Source organism: Pseudobacteroides sp., from assembly GCF_036567765.1.
Lineage (GTDB): Bacteria > Bacillota > Clostridia > Acetivibrionales > DSM-2933 > Pseudobacteroides.
This window is the reverse complement of the sequence record NZ_DATCTU010000107.1, coordinates 1-4,876: the sequence shown is the minus strand read 5'-3', so window position 1 is coordinate 4,876 and position 4,876 is coordinate 1. Positions and strand designations below refer to the sequence as shown.

The following is a 4,876-nucleotide window of genomic DNA, read 5'->3' as shown; positions in this document are numbered from 1 at the left end:
ACACAGGCAAGCAATTACAAGTCATTGATGGAAATTGCCTTGAGAAACCCTAATGTTAAAACATTTGTGGTTTGGGGCTTTACTGATAAGTTTTCATGGATTCCAGGAACTTTCCCAGGTACTGGCAGAGGTCTCATATATGATAGTAATCTAAATCCAAAACCGGCGTATAATGCATTGAAAGAAGCTCTTATGAAATAGCGGAGCCACCATGGTTTTTAGAGAATAAGTCTAGCCACTATTAGTGTGCGAAAAAATTAATCTGTATAAAAATGTTTATAATCTATTACGTTTGCTTAAAACAAATGTAATAGATTATTTACTTTTAATCTATTCAAAAAAAGATAATATTTTTGATATATTAAGCAAAATATTTAATAGGTCTTATATTTACAAACAATATAATTAAAATATGAGCATAAATAAAAATTCTATAAATATCAATATATTACTAAAAAGGGGGATTTGTAAAATGAAACTGAAATTTAAAGAAATGGGAGGGGTGAGTAAATGTTGAGGAAAGTTAAGGCGATTTTTTCGATGTTTATGTGTTTTACCATCTTTCTTACATTGTTTTCGGTAACCGTACATGCAGGACCAACGCTTACTTCAAATGCTACCGGTACAATTGACGGCTATAACTACGAATACTGGAAAGATAACGGTACCGGTACTATGACCCTTAACGGGGGTGGCACATTCAGCTGCTCATGGAGTAATATCAACAATATATTATTCCGTACAGGTAAGAAACTGGGGTCCACTAAGACTTATCAGGAATATGGTAATATCTCCATTGACTATTCTTGTAACTATCAGCCCAACGGTAACTCATATATGGCTGTCTATGGGTGGACGGAAGATCCACTTGTAGAATATTACATTATAGATAGTTACGGCACCTGGAAGCCACCGGGAAATGGTATACAAATGAAAGGGACAGCTACCGTTGACGGTCGTACATATGAAATTTATCAAAACTCCAGAACCGGACCGTCCATAAAGGGTGATACAACTTTTCAGCAGTATTGGAGCATCTGCACATCAAAAAGAACAAGCGGAACCATCAGTGTCAGCGAACACTTTAAAGCGTGGGAAGCGAAGGGTATGAAGATGGGCAAAATGTACGAAGTGTCCATGGTTGTAGAAGGATATCAAAGCAGTGGTAAAGCTGATATGACTAAGATGGATCTTAACATCGGAGGCCCGGCTCCTTCAACCCAACCTTCAACACAGCCTTCAACACAGCCATCTGTAAAGCCTTCGGGATCTGCAACAGATCAACCGCTTCGTGTTTTAGCTGAAAAAATTAGGGCCAAAGGCCATGAATTTTACGTTGGGGCTGCAATTTCAGGGAATATAAGCAGCAGTGATCAAAATATTGTAAAAACTGAGTTTGATATCCTAACAAGTGAAAATAATATGAAAATCGGGGCAATATCGCCCAGCCAAAATCAATATAATTATAGTGGCGGGGATAGTTTGGTCAATTTTGCCATGGCTAACAATATGGTAGTTCACGGTCATGCTTTTGTGTGGCATAAGTATAATCCAGGCTGGGTAGATGGTACCAAGAGTATGATGGAAACTTACATAAACAATGTCGGAACTCATTATAAAGGTAAAATCTATGCCTGGGATGTAGTAAATGAGGCATTCCAGAAGGATGGAACATATCGTATTAATGCTATTGGAACGAATGGTCAGGACGGTGCTTCCATCTTTGGACAAAAGCAAGGCAAAAAATATATTGAGGATGCATTTATAGCAGCTCGTAAGGCAGATCCAAACGCTAAACTAGTCTATAACGAGTATGATTTGGAAACAAGACCTGCCAAATTTGAGGGCGTCTATGAAATGGTAAAGGATTTTAAGAGCCGGAACATTCCAATTGATGGAGTTGGTTTCCAAATGCATTTGGGACCAAGCTTTACAGAAACTGATGCCAAAAGATTTGCAGACCAGATGCAGAGGCTAGCTGATTTAGGTGTTGAAAGCTATGTTACTGAAATGGATGTCGGTTGTTCTGATACATCACAGGCTGGACTTGAGAAACAGGCACAGATATATGGCTGGATAGCGAAAGCATGTGTAGAACAACCATATTGCAGAGCTTTCCAAGTGTGGGGAATAAGAGATTCTCAGTCTTGGCGTGTAAATCCTGAGTCTCCGGAAGATAAAGCAATAGCTCCATTGATTTTCAATGACAACGGCCAGAAAAAGCCTGCGTATTATGCAATACAAAAAGCTTTAGCAGATGCATTGAACTCAACACCAACTGCAACACCAACTACAACACCAACAACACCAAGTACAGTTCCATCAATTAGGGGAGACCTCAACAATGACGGTGTTGTAAATATGGCAGATGTTTTGCGTATAGCAACATCTTTCAATGCGACTCGTGGAACGGAAAAATATAATGCAGCATATGACTTAAATGATGATGGTGCTATAAACATGGCGGACGTTCTTATAATTGCTGCAAATTTTAATAAGACAGTTAGCACACCTAATAATACTCAAGTTCCAACTCCAACACGTGTATCAACACCTACGCCGGTTGCATCTGTCGGTACAAAAATCTTACCTACTGTTGACAGTATTGAGAAAGATGGTCCATTTTCACTAACAACAGAAAGAAATGTTGGGCCAAATGGCAAAGCATGGGTCGTTAGACCAGCTACTCTTGGGAGCCAGGGAGTTACTGCACATCCTGTATTTATATGGGGGCCAGGAGGAGGTTCTGATCCTAGTTATTATCAAGATATAATGAGAAGAATTGCATCACATGGATTTGTAGTCTATAGTGAGAGTCCATCAGATTCAGGAGCTGAAATGAAAGCAGGGTTGGATTGGCTCATAGCACAGAATAACAACTCTTCAAGTCAATATTACAAAAAGCTTGACACAAGTAGAATTGCTGCTGGCGGACATTCGCTGGGTTCAGTGGCTTCTTATGGCGTAGCAAGTGATCCCAGAATAGCAACAACAATTCACGTTGACGGAGGATCCCTTGATGGCAATGGAGCAAGCAAGATGCGTAAGCCAACAGCTCTTATTTGTGGATTGGATGATAATTTGGCTCTGGAAAATACTAGAAGTGATTATAGAAAGGCAACAGTTCCGGTATGGATGGGTTTAATGAAAGGCGTGGACCATGGTACCGGCCCCAAATATGCTCTTCCGGCCACTCTAGCATGGCTTAGATGGCATTTGGGAGGAGAAACAGAGCGAAAGAGTATGTTTATCGGTGAAGGTGTATATTTTGATACTGGTATTTGGCAATCAGAAAGCAAAAATTGGTAATTATTTTAAAACGATTTTCCTCTCCCCCTTATTTGAGGGGGATTTTTTTTTATGTCATTTACAATTATTCTTATTTTTTGGGAGTTCTAAGTTTTCTTAGACTATATAGAGTAAAACGCAAGCCAATAATAAAGTCTGATTATCCCAAACTATTTAAAATAATTGACACTATAGCTGATTTATTAAACAGTGAAAAGGTTGTTGAGATAGTTATTAATGGTTCATCTAATGCGTCATTTGCTAGAACATTTTTAAAACGTGGTTTTAGAAGGAAGAGAGTGCTGACAATAGGATTGCCTTTATTTTATCTACTAAGTTAGCAAGAGAGGGGCATTAATTAATTAGTGCACGGCTCCTTTTAATTTCACAGCAACAATATATCGAAATATTAAAAAAATTGATAATATTTTAGATGTTTTAAGCAAAAATCTTCATTAAGACTTTCGCAAATATAAATATAATAAAACTAGGAGTGGAAGTGGTAGTGAGCTTGAGGAGAGATTAAACATGTATGAAGTTGGTTCTGAGGCAGGCAGATATGAGTTAGTATACGAATTGAGAGACTTTTCAAGACAATTGGAGTCTTTTGGTCTAGATATAAGTAATTTGCCTGATTATATACCAAAACACAAGGATTCAAGGCAAATGTGTGTAAATATTGCAAAAAGAATACTTGATAATAGGGCTATTTATGAAATATTGAAAACAAAAAAATACTTTAAGATGAAAGAGCTTACTAAAGTAATAGATGTTCACCCAAAGACAGTGGAAAGAAATAGGGAGTTCATTATTTGCTTATGTATATTATATGAAAGTGATTATGGAAATTTTAAAGCATATTTAAATAAATTATTTTTTAACACATGAACCAAATTTTTAGCGAAAGTAGCGGCGTGTTTGTACATTTGGGGGGGATAGAAATGAATTATGAAGGCATTGTAATAAGCTTAACAGAAAGCAAAGCAATAGTTGCTACAAATGATTTTCAATGCTTTTATATAAAGAGAGTTCCTGTATTTTACATAGGAAAGCAAGTTAAGTTTTCAGGAAAAAATATAATTAGGAAAAGGTCGGTATTTCAGAAACTACTGACAGTAGTTGGTTAAATGAGATAAATAAAATGACAAAGTAGCTATACTTAAAACATGCAACATTTGATGATATTGAAATCTTTACAATAAGCAGCCTAAGCCTATAATGAGGGAAAGCAGGATAACAAGGGTTGAACTCTTTTTCTCAATAGGTTTATGCTGTTTTTTATACTTAACAGTACTTTAATAAAATCTGCTTAGATACTTAAAAGTTTAGCAGATTTTAAGTATTTAAGCAGATTAGGAGGGAGTATAGTGCTATTTATAACTCCATAATATTAGTTCGTAAATATGATAATTTTTGAGTTGGGAATTTTTATATTATCAATTTCACGCCACAGCTATACTTATCATAATAAATAACATTTGGAATGAAAGAAATGAGGGAATACATAACAGAAAATTTTATAATTAGGTTATCTATAATAAAATTGGTAATATTTTAGATGTTTTAAGCAAAATCTTTATTAAGACTT

General features: G+C 36.2%; 4 protein-coding genes. All 4 read left to right on the top strand.

What is annotated here, in order from left to right; genetic code table 11:
- Positions 1–201, top strand: a 201-nt coding sequence (locus VIO64_RS17515) for an endo-1,4-beta-xylanase (protein WP_331920619.1), incomplete at its 5' end; no start/stop codon positions are given.
- Between the two features lie 309 nt (positions 202–510).
- Positions 511–3,309, top strand: a complete 2,799-nt coding sequence (locus tag VIO64_RS17510; RefSeq protein WP_331920617.1) for an endo-1,4-beta-xylanase — start codon at positions 511–513, stop codon at positions 3,307–3,309.
- A gap of 507 nt (positions 3,310–3,816) precedes the next feature.
- Positions 3,817–4,176 carry a hypothetical protein gene (locus VIO64_RS17505; protein WP_331920615.1) on the top strand — a complete coding sequence of 120 codons (360 nt, stop codon included), beginning with the start codon at positions 3,817–3,819 and terminating at the stop codon, positions 4,174–4,176.
- A gap of 53 nt (positions 4,177–4,229) precedes the next feature.
- Positions 4,230–4,415, top strand: coding sequence for an anti-sigma factor domain-containing protein (locus VIO64_RS17500; protein WP_331920613.1), 186 nt, complete (start codon positions 4,230–4,232; stop codon positions 4,413–4,415).
- Positions 4,416–4,876 lie beyond the last annotated feature (461 nt).

What these genes read in the sequence shown, in the direction of transcription:
- VIO64_RS17510 (WP_331920617.1), top strand. Translation starts at nt 511, where the DNA reads ATGTTGAGGAAAGTTAAGGCGATTTTTTCGATGTTTATGTGTTTTACC.
- VIO64_RS17505 (WP_331920615.1), top strand. Translation starts at nt 3,817, where the DNA reads ATGTATGAAGTTGGTTCTGAGGCAGGCAGATATGAGTTAGTATACGAA.
- VIO64_RS17500 (WP_331920613.1), top strand. Translation starts at nt 4,230, where the DNA reads ATGAATTATGAAGGCATTGTAATAAGCTTAACAGAAAGCAAAGCAATA.